The organism is Carboxylicivirga fragile (genome assembly GCF_050589805.1).
Classification (GTDB): domain Bacteria; phylum Bacteroidota; class Bacteroidia; order Bacteroidales; family Marinilabiliaceae; genus Carboxylicivirga; species Carboxylicivirga fragile.
Map to the genome: position 1 here is coordinate 45,170 of NZ_JBNGOY010000019.1, position 17,406 is coordinate 62,575.

Genomic DNA, 17,406 nt, shown 5'->3' on the forward strand with positions numbered 1-17,406 from the left:
TGTTGACTAAGTATGTTTGCGACGCGAAAAAGAATACTTAAATACAACTTTTGATGGAAAATATCTATTTAATTTTGGTAGTGGTGCTATTTGCACTTGCCATTTCTGATTTAATCGTAGGTGTTAGTAATGACGCCGTTAACTTCCTAAACTCAGCCATAGGTGCAAAAGCAGCACCTTACAAAATCATTATGATAGTGGCTGCATTGGGTATTTTATTTGGTGCCACATTCTCGAGCGGAATGATGGAAGTTGCCCGAAAAGGTATATTTAATCCACAGTTTTTCTACTTTAATGAAATCATGATCATCTTCCTTGCGGTAATGATTACCGATGTTATTCTGCTGGATTTATTCAACACTTTCGGAATGCCAACCTCAACCACTGTATCAATAGTATTTGAGATACTTGGTGCGGCTGTTGCAGTTTCACTAATCAAAGTGAGCAACGATCCAAGCATGGCCTTAAGCGAATACATTAATACAGCTAAAGCCTTAGCAATTATATCCGGCATCCTACTCTCGGTCGTCATCTCCTTTTCAGTTGGAGCCATCGTACAATATATAACACGCTTGTTGTTCTCGTTTGATTACAACAAACGCTTAAACTATTTTGGAGCAATTTGGGGTGGTATAGCTATTACAGCCATCACCTATTTTATATTAGTAAAAGGTGCAAAAGGTGCTTCTTTTATGGATGCATCCACTAAGGATTGGATTAAGAACAATGGCCTTACCATTATTGCAATCTGTTTTGCTGCATGGACTATTTTATTGCAGCTACTTAAGCTTATTTTCAAACTAGATATATTAAAGGTAATTGTACTTGCCGGTACATTTGCATTGGCTATGGCCTTTGCAGGTAACGACCTAGTAAACTTCATTGGGGTTCCTCTAGCTGGTTTTGAATCATTTAAAATATTTATTTCGTCAGGCACTGCTGCAGAAGCCGTCAGCATGGAAGCCTTGGCTGGTAAAGTTGGAACTCCAACATACATGCTAATAATAGCAGGTGGCATCATGGTAATCACCTTATGGACATCGAAGAAAGCTAAAGCCGTTGTAAAAACATCACTTGATTTAAGTCGTCAACAAGAAGGTGACGAGCGCTTTGGTTCGTCAATGATTGCACGATCAATTGTAAGAACAGCGATTAATGCCTCTAATTCGGTGCGTTCGATAGTACCAGCACGAATAAGTAATACGATTGACAAACAGTTTGATTCACGCAATTACGAAGCACGCAGAAATGAATTAGGTAAAGATGCGCCTACTTTTGATATGTTAAGAGCTTCGGTAAACCTTGTTGTAGCGAGTATCTTAATTTCGATTGCTACCAACATGAAACTACCTCTTTCAACCACTTATGTGACCTTCATGGTAGCAATGGGTAGTTCTCTTGCCGATCGTGCATGGGGACGTGAAAGTGCAGTATACCGCATCACAGGAGTGTTATCTGTAATTGGAGGATGGTTCTTTACAGCCTTATCTGCATTTACAGCAGCTTTCATTATGGCACTGTTGATTAGCTGGTTTGGCTTATGGATTATTGCAATCTTAGTTATGCTTGCGGTTTACGTTGTATTCCGTTCACATATTCTTCATAAAAAAACAACAGCAAACGAAACTGAGGTTGAAGATTTTGAAATTGAAGAAGTAAACGGTGAGATTTTAGCTGAAAAAGTACTTGAAAAATGTAAATACAGCGTAACTGACCTACTTAAGAAAACATCACAGCTTTATACACAAGCCATTCATGACTTCGAAGCAGAAGATCGTAGAAGTCTGAAAGAAATAAATAAATCAGTTGCTTCATTAAATAAGAAAACCAAGAAACTCAAAACAAACGTATACCCAACAGTCATGAAATTGCAAGAGCAATCCATTGACTCAAGTCTATACTACGTTCAGGTTATCGATTATTTGCGTGAAACAGCACACTGTTTATCATTTATCACAGAACCAGCCTTTGAACATCTTGATAATAACCATAAGATATTTAAGCCGGAGCAATTCGAAGATTTAAATAATCTTAAAGTGTCGGTTCAGGATTTCATGGCAAAAACGGTTAAACTGATTAATCAGGGTCAATTCGATGAGTTGGGTACCTTAATGGAACAACAGCAAGAAATCATTGAAACCATCCGTGAATACCGTAAAAAGCAATTGAAACGTATTAAAAATGAGAAAGCAGGAACTAAGGTTAGTTTATTATACTTGAATATTCTGCACGAAACTCAGAACTTATTATTACACCTTATCAACTTAACAAAAGCGCAACGCGACTTTGTTGATTATCAAGAAAAATAGATCAAAAAGCGGAAGAAGTATTTCACAGCTTCTTCCGTTTCTCTAATTTTTTAAATCAAAAATAATGTAAATGCCTGATTTATAGATCAGGCATTTTTATTTTCAAAAAGTGTAGCTCTAAAACTACAGGAAATATAGAATCTATTTATATCTTCTAATCCTATCTATCAACACTTTCCTGGATATTTCAAGAAGGTATATGCATTGATTTAACACTTTAGTTCCTACTCGATGATTGAGAATTACCAATAACACTTGATTCTGCATCATCACGATGCAATTGATACAAATACTGCCTCAACCGTTTTTAGATTCCAAAGCGCTATAAACGCCTTTTATGAAACTGCATTTTTGGTTGAGACAAAAAAGGAAGATGGAATTTGATTAAACCCAATCTATGCATTTGCAATAAAAAATTAAGCCCAAATGAATAGCGATAAAGTATCTCATCCATCCCGAAACATCGGGATCAAAATGGTGATTTTCTATCACGATAATTATCGTGACAGGCTTAATCCTTGCTAAATGCAGATAGTTCGTCATTACATTACTCCTACTGCATAACCCGGATTAAACAATGACATGCCCTGCTTTCTCTTTTTGTAGCTATTTGGCTCTTTACCCACTTATAATAGCATTTGAACTATGAATGTGGTCTTATTATTTTTGGTATAATGCCGATCGGTATAAGACCGCTACATTCGTTATAAACACAAATAATGATTCACTCTCTTGACAATAGGTATGGCTCACTTTATATTCCGAAAAATTTGGAAAAAAGAAATAAAAAAAGCCTAAGTCTCGCATGAAACTTAGGCTTTTGAATATTTTTAAATCCTTGTATTAGAACTGAAATTCCATCTGAAATCTGGTAATGATTTCATTCTGTCCGCCAATTATCTCTCGATAAGTTACATCTCCCTGAAACTTAAAGTTATGACCAAGAACGTATTTACTTACCCCTATGGTTTGGTCAATAATTTCAGAATTATAGGCTGTTTGGTTTGGCTTAGTATATGAATAACGACTTGATATTTCCCAGTTATTCATGAAAATATATCCGCTTTGAATGTTAGCACCATATCCAGTGTAATATACATCCACTACATCACCATCATCATCATAAATAAACTCATCATCGTCCGTTACCCATCGTCCACCAGCCTCAAGCATCAATGAGAAACCACGATATTTAAGAAGAAAATCGCCCCCAATATTTAACAAATCAGCCTCGCCTCCAATAACGCTACCAACCTGTCCCCTATCTTTATAAGCAGATTTATTAAAGTTTGCATATCCTGCAAAAGCAATCTTAGCAGTTTCTTCTCTCGCCAAATCAGCAGATCTATAAAGACCTTTGGATTTAAACTCACCCAATGGAAGCACCTCCAGTTTTCCAGTTAAGCTAACCCCTGGCGCATAATCATTATTTCTTATACCATCGCCTGAAGTAATCGCCCAACGATCATATACAATTGCTTTACCAATGTTAAATTTATGGTGCAATTGAACACCCACATCTCTATCTAAAGTATAATTTCTATTAAAAATTGATCGATCAACCATTTGCATATTACCAGAAGATACAACACGTTCTCGGTTACCAGGCAGTTTACCTTGACCAAACCATAGCTCCACGTTATTTATCTTATATTTAAATATGGCATCACGTACATAACCACCTACTACATCGTATTCAATTTTATAAACCAGGTTTTTATTAAGAAAGTAGCCATCAAATTTTATACGAGCGCGCTTCACCCATGCCTTATCCTCAAAATAAGCATCATTCGATGCGTCGCTTAGTCCATTCACAAAATCCCATCTGGTTTGGATTCGTGTGGTAAATTTTAGATAAAAAAGATCATCGTCGGTCTTAAATTGAATGCCTTTTCCAACTGCTGCAGATACATCTGTAAGATTTTGCGCCTCAATGCCACCAATACATATTAATGCCATTAATGCAACTAATTGTAAACTTCGTTTCATGTTGTTCTTGTGTTATTCCCCTTTTACTAGAAAAGCTGCATTTCCACCCTTGCCGCTTGCTAATATTAAACTATGATTAATTTTTCTTTAAATTCGGTACAAACGTATACTTGAATTATTACTGTATGGTTAAGTCAATGTTAAATTACTATTAACTACTAATGAATGTACAATGTTACATTTTTTTTACTAATTCTATCAAATATTGTTATTCGCGAGCACATACTACTATTTATCAGCCACATAAGCGCCTAACAAAGAAATCAGCACTTCTATTGTTAATCACAAATCATTTGAATAGATCGATCTGCATAAGTTTCAGCTTACTTCTTATGGTTTAAGTGAAGTAAAATAGTTGCTTTCCTATGAAAGAAACTGAGTGAGAAATCTAAAAAAATCATCACCAATGTATTTACTTTTTGCTGTTAAAAGAATAACTAATTCCAAGTTCCACAATCTGACCATCATAATCATAAACATTGCCTTGGCACAGTAAAATCTGTTCTCCTTCATAAGTTACTAGCTTGGTCGGTAGCTAAAAGCAATTATTTACTAGGGCATGTAGAAACTTTAGCAAAGTAAGGCAATAGAATATTATATTTCTATAACCCAACTTCGAGTAGATACAACTTAGGCTTTCGTATAGTTAAAGATTGTTACTAATGTAACAATTTACCCCTTTCGCATTAAACCTGATATAAAACATGAAAATCCCAATAAATGGGGATAGGTTCTATTAAAGAAATTTTTCATTTTTGTATCGTGAAAAAAGAGTACCAGACATACCAAAATAGATTAAAGCAAATAGGTGCCATACTTATTGTTGCTTTTGCTATACAATTGGTGAATAATGCCCTCTTCTTTCACAGTCATTTATCAGAGTCAGGAAAGGCGTATAGTCATGCTCACCCAAAGAGTAATGCGAATCACACCCACAGCGATTTTGATTACAATTTTTATGCACAACTACAATTACTTTCCTCACAAGATCTAGGGCAGTTATTAAAGGATTGCATTTATTTTCAAATAAAGAAAAGCTCTGAACAAGTTTCCTCAAACTTTCAAGAGATTACTATCAATATTTCAGATGGTAGAGCACCTCCCGTGTTTGTGATTGCTTAAGACATTTCTTGCATTTATATATTTCACACAATATATAAATACACACTAAACCTTATTATTTTATACACTTTCTTATTATTTACAATGAGATTATATTTTATTTTACCTATCCTGTTGGTATTTATTACCATGCCTTTCAATCAAAGTATTAAAGCTCAAGCTGCTCCACCAGAGCCTATGTGCAGCCTTAAAGGACTTGTAATGGCCGAAGGCGAACCTTTGCCATTTGCCACAGTATCTATTAACAATACCACCTTAGGATCGGCAACCGATCTGGAAGGAAGCTTCGAATTTGAATACATTCCCGAAGGTGAATTCACTGTTAAAGCCCAGGCAATGGGTTATAAACCTGTTGAAAAAATAGTCACCTTCAAAAATGGCAAATTACAAAACATTAATTTCACGCTTGAAACAGATGTACTTGGCCTTGAACAAGTAGTGGTAACCGCCGACAGAAACGAGCGCAAAAGAACTGAAGCCTCTGTAATAGTTAATACACTTACGCCAAGGTTGCTTGAAAACTCGCAATCTGTATCTGTAGGTGAAGGACTTAACTTTGTACCTGGACTGCGTTTGGAAAACAATTGTCAGAACTGTGGATTTACCCAAGTTCGAATGAATGGTATGGATGGCGCACATTCTCAAGTACTGATTAATAACCGGGCTATTTTCAGCAATCTAGCAGGTGTTTACGGCTTGGAATTAATTCCGGCAAGTATGATCGAACGCATTGAAGTGGTTCGTGGTGGCGGTTCTGCACTTTATGGAAGTAATGCTGTAGCCGGCACCATCAACCTTATTACAAAAGATCCAATGTCGAATGCCTACGATATTAGTACACAATACAGTTCGGTAGGTGCAGGCACAGATGGAAAAACAGCGGGTGATTATACATTAAACATGAATACTACTATTGTTAGTGAGGATAAAAAAACGGGCTTAGCACTTTTTGGTTTTTACCGCGATAAAGATCCCTATGATGCCAACGACGATGGGTTTTCTGAAATTGCTAAAATTGAAAACTTAACCTTCGGTGGACGCCTTAATCATCGTATTGATTACCGCAATAAAATTACGCTAGATTTTATTCGTGTTAATGAAGAGCGTCGAGGTGGCAATATGTTCGAATCACCAAACCACCAGGCTGATATTTCGGAGGCCGTAGATCATAAAATAACAACAGCAGCTGTAACTTACGAACGCTTTATTGGCACAGGTAGTTTATGGTCAGTATATGGTTCTACTCAAAATGTTGACAGAGCATCGTATTACGGAGCCGAACAAAGTTTAAAGGATTACGGACAAACCGATGGTTTAACCTATAATCTTGGAACACAATACAAATCTGATTTTGGCGATAATTCAATTGTTACTGGAATAGAGTTAGTAAACGATGTATTGGAAGATCAGAAATTAGGTTATCCTGATTACGAAAAACCTATTTATGGAGAAGATGGTACAAGGATTGAAGGTTTTGAACATGTGCCTAACACAACCATTACCGATCAGAAAAAATCAGTATACGGTGTATTTGCTCAGTATGATCGTCAAATTGGTAAAGTGAAAGCTTCGCTTGGTGCCCGTTTCGATCGTTATGAAATTACAGATTTAGATCATAAAGAAGGAAACAACTCTGGAAATGTATTAAGCCCTCGTGTAAATGTACTTTGGGATGTAATGCCTGCCTTACAATGGCGTGTTAGCTATTCGCAAGGATATAGAGCACCACAGGTGTTTGACGAAGATTTACACATTGAAACATCTGGTTCGAGAAAAGTTATTCACGCAAATGCACCTGATCTGAAACAAGAAACCAGCCATAGTTACATGACTTCTTTTGATTTTAATAAAAAGGCAGGTGCTTGGAATTTAGGATTCTTGGCTGAAGGATTTTATACTAAACTAGATGATGCCTTCGCTTCTACTCCCGAATTTGATGAAGAAACTCAGGTAACAACCTATATTCGTTCTAATGCCAACAATGGTGCGACGGTACAAGGTGTAAATCTTGAAGCAACAGCTTCGCCCAACAATAAGATCTACCTTAAAGCTGGTTACACCAATCAGCGTAGTACTTATGGCGATGCTCAGGAACTTGGCGAAAAGGATTTTCTAAGAACTCCTAACGACTATGGTTTCTTTTCAATCGACTACGATGTTGTTCCAAAACTTTGTTTAATAGCTACAGGTACATATACGGGTAAAATGAAAATTGCTTACTATGGCGAAAACTTCAAGCCCGAGGATAATATTATTGAAGACGAAGAAGGTGTAAGAGGTGCCGTTCGTACTACTCCTACTTTTTTCGATCTGGGTTTAAAAGCCGAATATGAGTTTAAACTAGCAGGTTTGCCATTTAAAGCCTTTGGTGGAGTAAAAAACATTTTTAACTCTTACCAAAGTGATTTTGATGAAGGAATCAATCGTGATCCAGCTTATATGTACGGGCCAACCAACCCACGCACAGTATATTTTGGTCTGAAGTTGAGTAACATATTCTAAAAAATAATAATAAAGCGTGTTTGATTGTTTATTTACATCAAACACGCTTTTTCTTTTATCCCTTTCTAATTTTAATCAATCTGTATAAAATCATCCTGACTTTGTGAATATTCATCCAAGTCAACACCTAAAAAAATAGATGCACCAGTAATAGTACTAAAAATATCCACCTTTTTCTGAAAGAAAGGATCTTGTTTAATAATCAGTGAAAGTGCTGTAGAATGAGGATCATCCGCAAGAATTGCCCACTGCAGTGAAGTCATCTTCAAAAACTCTTTTAGTTCTAACACATAAGTATCAAGCTGAGTACTATTAATTATTATTCTAGATTGTCGTATATCCGAGAACGTTTTACTTATGGTTTTAAACTCAGATTCCTGCATCTGACGAGTTACAATTTTCTCCAAATCCTCCAGCGAAATATCTCCATAAAATATTTCATATAGAATCTCGTTGCGCTCGTCAATTTTAAATTTTGCAATCATAATAAGTCCATTTACCTATAAGTCAACTAATCTCTTTCTGATAAAAACAGAGTTCTATTACCCTAACAGAAAAAATAAAGGACGGTTCATAATTTGTCTTTAAAAGCTAACTCTGCTTTCTTATAACCCAATTGAATCACTTCCGCTGCCTTATCAAACTCAAGCGTTCCGCAAGCGTTACGTGCTATTACAATTTCCACATCCGGTGGATAAGCAGCAATCTTCTGCCGCGCGATAGTGCTTTGCATGGCATCAAAAGCGCGATCAGCAACATCGTACATGCCCCAGTTTTGATTTTTCTCTTCATTTGACGTTTTTTGTTTTGTTGAGAAAAAACGCATCAAACTTTGTTGAAACGATGGCACCTCCACTTCTTTCCGAGCCGATAAATTTTTAAGCATTTCTTTATCATTACTAAACTCGCCTCCTAAATTTACAGCAATGGTTAAATCTGTTTCATCTTTAAAAGTTGGAGCAATAGGTACAGGATTTAGAACTCCTCCATCAACCAATTTTGTTCCTTTATAATCAACAGGTGTAAAAAACAAAGGCAAGGAAACAGAAGCACGAATGGCATCAAACAAGGAACCAGAGTTTATCCATACTTCTTTCTCAGTAACAATATCGGCTGCCACAGCAGTATAAGGAATGGCCAAATCCTCAATTTGAACATCACCTAAAAGTTTAATCAAGGTCTGTATGATTTTATCTCCTTTAAAAAAGCCACCACTCCCCCACGATATATCTAATAAATCTGCTATATCCAATTTTGATATGCCGCGCATCCATTCTTCTAATTCGTCCATTTTACCAGCTGCGTATACACCTCCAATGAGCGAGCCAATAGAACATCCAGCTATTGATTTTATCGCGTAGCCATGTTCTTCTAACCAACGAATTACACCAATGTGTGCCAAACCTCTTGCTCCTCCACTACCAAGTACTAACGAAACAGTCTTCATAATATAGTCTTTCTTCAAATGATTTATTTATCGGAGTTAATCAAACCTAATCGTATTTTCAATTGATTCAATTTTTCAAGATCAACTTGTCGATTAAATGAATAAGTCTGATAGTTGGATGCGGCTTCATCAAAACATCCCTGAGCGAAACTCAAGTTTTGAACGGCTTCATCATCTTTTTTCATACCCAAACAAAGCTCCCCCGCTACTAAAAAGTAACGGCCTAAAGTATCCCAATAATCCGCAGATAAAGTCTTCTCTTCAAAGGCATCCTTTAATCCTTCAAAGTCCATTTCCAGAAACTCTGTATATGAAACACCCAATACCTTATCGCAACCATCCGTAAGCATATCATAGGCTATATCCAATTTATCTTCTTTTAATAAACCAAGCAAAGCAGCAATCATTTTAGCAATCTGCTCAATTATCCGAAGTATAAAATCACGTTGATACATAGTAAATATTTATAAATCATATTTGTCCTATTTTAGACTGTAAAATAATACTTTTAGTTAGGAGATAAAACAAATGATATGACGAATGTTAGTAAAGAGTTTAGCTTAAAGCTGTATTTTGCGTTTTGAAAACCACATATTCATTCTTTAGTGTTGAATGATATAAAAAAATACGAGCGAATTAAAATTATAAACTCATGAAACGAAATCACTTCTACGCATTAATAATAAGCTTACTAATGCCATTGACTGCTATTGGGCAGAGTGTATTTGATCAAGTGAACGATCCTTTCTTTGGAGAATCATGTACCAGTATAATGGTTAGTAAAGGAGCATCTACAGATGGCTCCGTTATTACTAGTCACACTTGCGATGGTCGCTACCGTACCTGGTTAAACCTCGAAAAGGGTGAAACCTTTGAAAACGATACAACCACTCCTATTTACAAAGGTTTGCTAAAGACTGAAAACCGTTGGGATCAGCGAAAAGTTAAAGTAGTTGGTAACATACCTCAGGCAAAACAAACCTACACGTTCTTAAATGTAGCCTATCCATGTTTGAATGAAAAGCAACTGGCCATGGGCGAAACTACCATTGTTGGCCCTAAGGAATTGGTGAATGAAGATGGCTTATTTTTAATTGAAGAATTAGAACGCATAGCACTACAACGTTGCACCACTGCTCGCGATGCCATTAAATTAATCGGCGAATTAATTAAAGAGCATGGTTATGGCGATTGGGGCGAATGCATTACCATTGCTGATAAAAAAGAAGTTTGGCAATTGGAGATATTTGGCGAAGGTCCTGATAACATTGGAGGCGTATGGGCTGCGCAACGCATCCCGGAAGGACATGTAGGCGTATCGGCTAACATTTCGCGTATTGGCGAATTAAACCTCAAAGACAAGGATCACTTTATGGCTTCTGATAATGTTTTTAAAGTAGCCAAAAAATTAGAGCGTTGGGATGGCAAGGAGCCATTCAAATTCTGGAAAGCCTATGGTAAGGTTGAGAAGCCATTTAAAATTCGTGAATTCTTTATTTTAAATGCTTTGGCACCTTCCTTAGAGTTGGATTTTGAAGCTGACGAACTGCCTTTCTCGGTTAAGCCAGATAAAAAAGTATCGGCTCAGGATGTGATGGCTTTATATCGCGAAACCTATGAAGGAACGAAGTATGACATGACTCAGAACATTAAGATGGTGAAGAAAAAGTACGATAAAGACCGTAAAGTTATCGGTCAGGATACCATCATATCACCAATAGCACAACCATGGCCATCAGGTAACCTGCGTAACACTTTGAATTATATAGATAGTACTACTGTAGAATTTCAACGTACGGTTGCTGTATCATGGTGTTCATACTCATTTATTACTCAATTGCGCGATTGGTTACCTGACGAAGTGGGTGGTGTGGCTTGGTTCTCGTTTGACAATCCTGGGCAATCTCCACGCATTCCGATTTATGCCGGCTCAACTGAATTACCTGAAAGCTTTAACTTTTGTGGTCAGAAGCGCTATCGCGAAGATGCTGCTATCTGGAACTATCGTAAGGCCAATAAATTGGCAACTATTGCTTGGCAGCAGACACGTGAAAAGCACATGTATGAGGTAGCCTATTTCGAAGAAAAAGGTTTTACAGACAGTGAATCTTTAGAGCTTGCCATCAAGAAACTAATTGATGAAGGTAAAAAGGAAGAAGCTCAAAAAATGTTGAACCATTACACCAAAGATTTTACTGGTGCTACAATGCTACGTTGGAAAGAATTAGAAGAAGCCTACTGGACCAAATTTGGTTTAGGTTTCTAAAAACATAACTCGAATTAATAGTTAAGGCGTTTGGTGGAAGCATCAAGCGCCTTTTTGCTTACTATCAGGTATTCAAATTCACAAACTTAGTATAATACCGGATTCATTCACCACCATAAGGTTTGAAATAAACAGGACAAGCAACGCAACTCTATCTCCAATCAAAAACTAATAAATAACAAAATACATTTCAAAAACCTTTCTTCATACTCATTTCAAAATTAACACCTTGCGGAATTAATAATTATACATTGCTAACTGTGAATTCTTTTTGCTTTCTTTGTATGTATTTTCTACCTATATTTGTAACCATTGCACAAGGTTTATTAATGTGGTTATGAATAAATATCTATCTCTTTCAGAAACATCAGAACTTGTCGGAAAATCTAAAGCAACCCTCAGAAGATGGGATAAAGAAGGGATTCTTAAGGCCGTTAGAGAACCCGTTTCAAATTATCGTGTCTATAAGAAGAAGGATGTTGAAACTTTATTGGGTAAGCTCTTTGAAGATGTTGAAGAAGAAACCATCTCAAACTTTGTTGAACCAAATCAAGATTATTCAGTACTTGAGTTGTTTGCGGGAGCAGGAGGTCTTGCTGTTGGTTTAGAAAAATCTGGTTTAAAGTGTGTTGCTTTAAATGAAATAGATAAATGGGCTTGCAATACTTTACGACAGAACAGACCAAATTGGAACGTTTTAGAAGGTGACATTAAAGATTTTAACTTTTCGGAATATAAGAATAAAGTTGATGTAGTAACTGGCGGATTTCCTTGTCAAGCGTTTAGTTATGCTGGAAAAAAACTGGGGCTTAAAGATGCTAGAGGAACATTGTTCTATGAGTTTGCAAGAGTTGTTCAAGAAGTATCCCCAGCAATCTGTATTGGCGAAAATGTTAGAGGTTTACTTAGTCATGAAAAAGGTAAAACTTTACAGGGAATGATTTCTATTCTTGATGAAATTGGTTACAACATCGTTCCTATTCAAGTTTTAAAAGCAATAAACTATAAAGTACCCCAAAAAAGAGAGCGTCTTATTCTTGTTGGCATTAGAAAAGACATTAATGTTAAATACAAATATCCTGACCCTTATAAGAAGATATATAATCTTTCCGATGCTTTAAAAAAGGGTGAACTTTTCAATAAAAATGTTCCGAAATCGGAAGGAGCTAAATACCCAGAATCAAAAAAGAAAGTGCTTGACTTAGTTCCACCAAAAGGGTACTGGCGCGATTTACCTGTAGAGATTCAGAAGGAGTATATGGGAGGTAGTTTCTTTCTTGGTGGCGGAAAAACAGGAATGGCTCGCAGAATTGGTTGGGACGAACCTAGTTTAACCTTAACCTGTAGTCCTGCTCAAAAACAAACTGAAAGGTGTCATCCTGATGAAACACGCCCGTTTACTGTTCGTGAGTATGCAAGAGTCCAAACATTCCCCGACGAATGGAAATTTAATGGTTCTATGGCTCAACAATATAAACAAATCGGAAATGCGGTACCTGTCAATTTGGGTAGGGAATTAGGCTATTCAATTGTAGCATTCTTAAATGATTATTACAACTCATTAAATCCTAAATAATAACCAAAGTTATCAGAAGTAATTTGGTCAAAGATTGTTTTATCGGATTCTTCTATTGAGTTCTTAATCTCAGATATTGCAGAATCTCCTTTTTTAGTTTCTAACTTATCAATTCCTGCTAAAAAATCAGAAATTGCTAAAGGCAGTGCTTTGTATAAAGCAAAAAAAGCATCTTCTTGCCCCGTTAAAAGTGCATAAAACTGATCACCAGAAATCTTAAGAACTCTACTATGGCTATACTCTTTTCCATTAATATCTCCTGACCAGCTTTCACAAAAACTTTTCTTTGCTAATATTTGTACCCAATAACACTTTGCTTTCTTATAGGTATCAGCATAGCGTGCAAGTTTTTGGAACAAACTCTCAGCAGCACTACTATTCATTGTATTATGCTTATTTTTAATATCAGCGAATAAGGTATCATCGGTAGCTTTAATATCATATCCACTTACATTCCCGATTTCATAACCGTTAATTCCACCCAATATCTGCTCATGAAAGGTACCGATTGAATTATTAAATGATTTATCCATTTGACGCATAATTTCGTTTTTAATCACACTTTCTTCAGATAGATTATTGAACTTAGCATCAAAGGTCAGTTTAATAGTATCAATCTTGTTACTATAAAATTTTCTCTTACTTATTCCTTCTTTAGCTTTAATGTATGAGTTGTGTAGATTTTCAATACACTCCAAGAAATGTGCATCAGAGATGAAATCAACATATTTATTCGCCATATTAATCACTTTATAGTTAACACAAATGTAACCTTTCTAACTTAACACTCAATCCTATTGTTAGAAGTCCTCCAACACCACTTAGTTACTTAACCTTATCTCTTTCAAGCAACTTTGGCCCAAACATCTTAATTCCAATTGCTCCAATTGGTGCAGTTACTACAATACTAAGCACCGCAATGGCTAATATTATTTGTCCTGTTTCCAAACTCACATCACCTAAGCGCCCTTCGCTAATCATGGTTAAAGGCACAGCACCAATGGCGGCTTGAACCGTTGCTTTAGGCCAATAAGCAATGCATGCAAAAATACGTTCCTTTCGATTTAGATTTGAGCCTAACAACGACAGCCATACACCAATACTTCTAGCTGTTAATCCAAGTAATAGAATCAACAAACCAACACCAACGAGCGAAGCATCCAATTGAGAAATCTGCACCTCAGTACCTATATAAACAAACAGCAGAATTTCAGCCAAAACCCATACCTTATTAAACTTCGCTGATAAACGATTGGCCAGTTTGTCGTACTTTTCAAGTATTACAAAACCAATGGCCATAATGCCCAACAATCCCGCCAACGGTAGAATATGTTTAACATTTTCCCATTCGGTAAATTCATAAAACAAAACGGCAACGATCATAAAAATGATCACCTTCTTAGTATCGCGAATATGTACTTTTTTGAAAAACCATACTAATATAAAGCCTATTACTGCTCCCAATAAAGCTCCTAAAACGATGCCAAGCGGAACACTCCATATTAAGTAGCCATAATTAATGGCAGCACCAGAAGCAAGTCCTGTAAATACACCAAATATCGTTATCGCAAACACGTCATCCACCGATGCTCCTGCCAAAACAAGCGTAGGCACTTCCTTCTTTTTACCAAAACCTTTCTCCTTTAACTCAAGCATAGCGGGCACCACAACAGCAGGCGAAACTGCTGCAATAATAAACCCTAACATACCGCCTTCGATAAATGTGAAACCAAGCAAATAATGTGCGATTAGCATAACAATCACGCCTTCGAGTATGCCGGGAATAAAACTCATGTTTATGGCTGGTCGCCCCACTTTATGCAGAGTCTTTTTATTGATACCGAGGCCTGCCCTTATAAGAATTACGATTAAAGCGACAGTCTTAAATTCTTTTAGCATTAGGCTTACTTCGGAGTTTACCAAGTTAAACACACTTGGCCCCAACAATACGCCAGTTAGAATCATACCTAATATTCCAGGTAATCGAAGCAAAGTAAAGGCATAGTTTAGCAATAAGGCCAGCAGAATAAGAATAACAAAATCAAGTAACATGTATAGGCTATTAGAATATCGTAAAACTCAAAGATACTTTAGTTAAAATTCTAAAATGAAATATTCCTTCAAAAAGTGTATTTTTGTATTACTCATGTTTGAAATTTTATGAAGGAAAAGATACAACAAGATATTGAAGCACTTCGCAAAGAACTGCATCAACACAACCATAATTATTACGTACTGAATCAGCCTGTTATTTCAGATTACGACTTTGATCAGAAGATGCATCGTTTAATCGAATTGGAGAAACAGCATCCTGAGTTGGCTGATGCCAACAGCCCGAGTCAAAGAGTAGGCAGTGATTTAAACAAAGAGTTTGAACACGTCAAACACACCTACCCCATGTTATCTTTAGGTAACACATACTCTGAAGAGGAAATTCAGGATTTCTATACAAGGGTGTCGAAGCAGTTGGTGGATGAAGCTTTTGAGATAGTTTGTGAATTAAAGTACGATGGCACAGCCATAGGTTTGATTTACGAAAACGGCCAATTACTTAAAGGAATTACTCGCGGTGATGGTGTACAAGGCGATGATGTGACCGCCAATGTTAAAACAATTAAAAGCATCCCTCTGCAACTTTCCGGCACTTACCCTGAACGTTTCGAAATAAGAGGTGAAATATTTTTACCTCATGAAGGATTTGCACGTCTCAATACTATACGTGAAGAAAATGGTGAAACACCTTTTGCTAATCCTCGAAATGCGGCCTCGGGTTCACTGAAAATGCAAAAAAGTTCAGAAGTTGCTAAACGACCATTGGATTGTTACCTCTATTATATGCTGGGTGAAAATCTGCCAAGCACTTATCACACACAGAATTTAGAGCAAGCACGCTCTTGGGGATTTAAAATACCTGAACACATAAAACTTTGTAAAAGCATTGAAGAGGTATTTAGCTTTATCAATTATTGGGATGAAGAGCGCCATAACTTGCCTTTTGACATTGATGGTATCGTACTAAAAGTTAACGATCTTAAGCAACAGCGCAGTTTGGGTTTCACGGCCAAATCGCCACGTTGGGCCATCTCTTATAAATTTAAGGCAGAACAAGGCTATACTAAACTCGAATCAGTCACCTATCAGGTTGGTCGAACTGGTGCGGTTACTCCAGTGGCTAATCTTGATGCCGTTTTCCTAGCCGGCACAACGGTTAAAAGAGCATCATTGCATAACTCAGATATTATTTCAAGTTTAGATCTACACCTTGGCGACATGGTTTATGTTGAAAAGGGAGGTGAAATAATTCCAAAGATTGTTGGCGTAGATGATACGGTAAGAAAGAAGGATGCAGAGGTGGTTGTTTTCTTGAAAACTTGCCCCGAATGTGGAAGTGAATTAATACGAATTGAAGGTGAAGCGGCGCATTACTGTCCTAATGCAGATGGGTGCCCACCACAGTTAAAAGGACGCATCGAACACTTCATTGCCCGCAAAGGAATGAATATTGATGGAATAGGTACTGAAACGATCGAATTACTTTTTGCTAATAAAATGATCAATGATGTTTCAGATCTATATCATCTACACCCAATGCAACTATCCACTTTAGATCGCATGGGCGATAAGTCGGTTAATAACATTTTGGAAGGCTTGGAAGCGTCTAAACAAGTAAACTTTGCTCGTGTATTATTTGCCTTAGGCATTCGCTATGTTGGCGAAACTGTAGCTAAAAAACTAAGTTCAGCTTTTAAAAACATAGATGCGCTCATGCAAGCATCACAGGAGCAATTAATTGAAGTGGATGAGATTGGTGAACGCATTGCCAATAGTGTTATTGAGTATTTTTCAAACGAAAAAAACATCCAATTAGTAAAACGCCTCAAAGAAATAGGTTTACAATTTGAATTAAGCGAAGAAGAGCAATCTTCTCATTCAGATAAGTTAGAAGGCAGCTCATTCGTTGTAAGTGGTAGCTTTGCAAGTTTCTCTCGTGACGAGTTAAAATCACTCATCGAAAAAAATGGAGGTAAAAACCTTAGTGGAGTTTCATCAAAAACAAGCTATCTTGTAGCTGGAGATAAAATTGGCCCGAGTAAATTAGCAAAAGCTGAGAAGTTAGGTGTCAAAATTATTTCTGAACATGATTTTAAAGCTTTGATTGACATGGAATAAGAGATTGAATACAATAATCTCAAGT

At 36.7% G+C, this 17,406-nt stretch carries 12 protein-coding genes; 6 read left to right on the forward strand and 6 right to left on the reverse strand.

The features are described 5' to 3' along the window. Positions 1–53 precede the first annotated feature (53 nt). Positions 54–2,309, forward strand: a complete 2,256-nt coding sequence (locus tag ACRD7B_RS10195) for an inorganic phosphate transporter (protein ID WP_430824441.1) — start codon at positions 54–56, stop codon at positions 2,307–2,309. 843 nt (positions 2,310–3,152) lie between these two features. Here ACRD7B_RS10195 and ACRD7B_RS10200 read toward each other — a convergent pair. Then, positions 3,153–4,298 carry a hypothetical protein gene (locus tag ACRD7B_RS10200; RefSeq protein WP_430824442.1) on the reverse strand — a complete coding sequence of 382 codons (1,146 nt, stop codon included), beginning with the start codon at positions 4,296–4,298 and terminating at the stop codon, positions 3,153–3,155. Positions 4,299–5,060: 762 nt separating this feature from the next. Between ACRD7B_RS10200 and ACRD7B_RS10205 the strand changes: the two genes are divergently transcribed. Both ACRD7B_RS10205 and ACRD7B_RS10210 read left to right on the forward strand, forming a co-directional pair. Next, positions 5,061–5,420, forward strand: a complete 360-nt coding sequence (locus ACRD7B_RS10205) for a DUF8478 family putative metalloprotein (protein WP_430824443.1) — start codon at positions 5,061–5,063, stop codon at positions 5,418–5,420. Positions 5,421–5,504: 84 nt separating this feature from the next. Further along, complete coding sequence (locus tag ACRD7B_RS10210; protein ID WP_430824444.1) at positions 5,505–7,922, forward strand: TonB-dependent receptor; 2,418 nt, start codon at positions 5,505–5,507, stop codon at positions 7,920–7,922. A 71-nt stretch (positions 7,923–7,993) separates the two neighbouring features. Here ACRD7B_RS10210 and ACRD7B_RS10215 read toward each other — a convergent pair whose 3' ends face one another. The 3 genes from ACRD7B_RS10215 to ACRD7B_RS10225 form a co-directional block, all read right to left on the reverse strand. Continuing rightward, positions 7,994–8,407 carry a hypothetical protein gene (locus ACRD7B_RS10215; protein ID WP_430824445.1) on the reverse strand — a complete coding sequence of 138 codons (414 nt, stop codon included), beginning with the start codon at positions 8,405–8,407 and terminating at the stop codon, positions 7,994–7,996. Positions 8,408–8,493: 86 nt separating this feature from the next. Next, a complete protein-coding gene (locus ACRD7B_RS10220; protein WP_430824446.1) occupies positions 8,494–9,369 on the reverse strand; it encodes a patatin-like phospholipase family protein in 876 nt (291 codons plus the stop codon). Between the two features lie 23 nt (positions 9,370–9,392). Next, positions 9,393–9,824 carry a hypothetical protein gene (locus ACRD7B_RS10225; protein WP_430824447.1) on the reverse strand — a complete coding sequence of 144 codons (432 nt, stop codon included), beginning with the start codon at positions 9,822–9,824 and terminating at the stop codon, positions 9,393–9,395. Between the two features lie 197 nt (positions 9,825–10,021). Here ACRD7B_RS10225 and ACRD7B_RS10230 point away from each other — a divergent pair, with 197 nt between their 5' ends. Both ACRD7B_RS10230 and dcm read left to right on the forward strand, forming a co-directional pair. Then, positions 10,022–11,635: a dipeptidase gene (locus ACRD7B_RS10230; protein ID WP_430824448.1), complete on the forward strand. Its 1,614-nt coding sequence runs from the start codon at positions 10,022–10,024 to the stop codon at positions 11,633–11,635. Positions 11,636–11,972: 337 nt separating this feature from the next. Beyond that, positions 11,973–13,211 carry a DNA (cytosine-5-)-methyltransferase gene (gene dcm / locus ACRD7B_RS10235; protein ID WP_430824449.1) on the forward strand — a complete coding sequence of 413 codons (1,239 nt, stop codon included), beginning with the start codon at positions 11,973–11,975 and terminating at the stop codon, positions 13,209–13,211. Here the strand turns inward: dcm and ACRD7B_RS10240 are convergent. Both ACRD7B_RS10240 and ACRD7B_RS10245 read right to left on the reverse strand, forming a co-directional pair. Next, positions 13,187–13,951 carry an Eco47II family restriction endonuclease gene (locus ACRD7B_RS10240; protein ID WP_430824450.1) on the reverse strand — a complete coding sequence of 255 codons (765 nt, stop codon included), beginning with the start codon at positions 13,949–13,951 and terminating at the stop codon, positions 13,187–13,189. The two genes, dcm and ACRD7B_RS10240, sit on opposite strands and share 25 nt — an antisense overlap. An 85-nt stretch (positions 13,952–14,036) precedes the next feature. After that, positions 14,037–15,263, reverse strand: coding sequence for a cation:proton antiporter (locus ACRD7B_RS10245; protein WP_430824451.1), 1,227 nt, complete (start codon positions 15,261–15,263; stop codon positions 14,037–14,039). A 108-nt stretch (positions 15,264–15,371) separates the two neighbouring features. Here ACRD7B_RS10245 and ligA point away from each other — a divergent pair, with 108 nt between their 5' ends. Continuing rightward, positions 15,372–17,381, forward strand: a complete 2,010-nt coding sequence (gene ligA, locus ACRD7B_RS10250; protein WP_430824452.1) for an NAD-dependent DNA ligase LigA — start codon at positions 15,372–15,374, stop codon at positions 17,379–17,381. Positions 17,382–17,406 lie beyond the last annotated feature (25 nt).